Annotated in this window: 1 protein-coding gene; it reads left to right on the forward strand. The window is 42.0% G+C overall.

Annotated elements, in window-relative coordinates:
• Positions 1 to 471, forward strand: a 471-nt coding sequence (locus SH09_RS13695; RefSeq protein ID WP_042740181.1) for a preprotein translocase subunit SecA, incomplete at both ends; no start/stop codon positions are given.

Raw genomic sequence — 471 nt, forward strand, 5'->3', positions numbered from 1 at the left:
TGCCGGAATGTCTGGAACGAGTAAGTTAGGGGAGAAAGAATTTCTTGATTTGTATAGCAAAGTGGTTGTACAAATACCGACAGATAAGCCGATTATACGTGAAGATTACCCAGATCTTGTATTTACAGATGTAGATGCTAAAAATGAAGCAATTATCGAGCGTGTCTGTGCACTCTATGAGATGCAACGTCCGGTGTTGCTCATTACTCGAACAGCCGAAATGGCAGAGTATTTCTCAATGCAGTTTTTTGAACGTGATATACCGAACAACTTGTTGATTGCGCAAAATGTTGCGAAAGAAGCACAAATGATTGCAGAAGCTGGGCAATTGCGTGCTGTGACAGTTGCAACGAGTATGGCAGGGCGTGGAACAGATATTAAACTTGCCGATGGTGTTAAAGAATTAGGTGGACTTGCTGTCATTGTAAGTGAGCATATGGAAAATAGTCGTGTCGATCGTCAATTACGTGG

This window comes from Staphylococcus gallinarum (genome assembly GCF_000875895.1).
GTDB lineage: Bacteria > Bacillota > Bacilli > Staphylococcales > Staphylococcaceae > Staphylococcus > Staphylococcus gallinarum.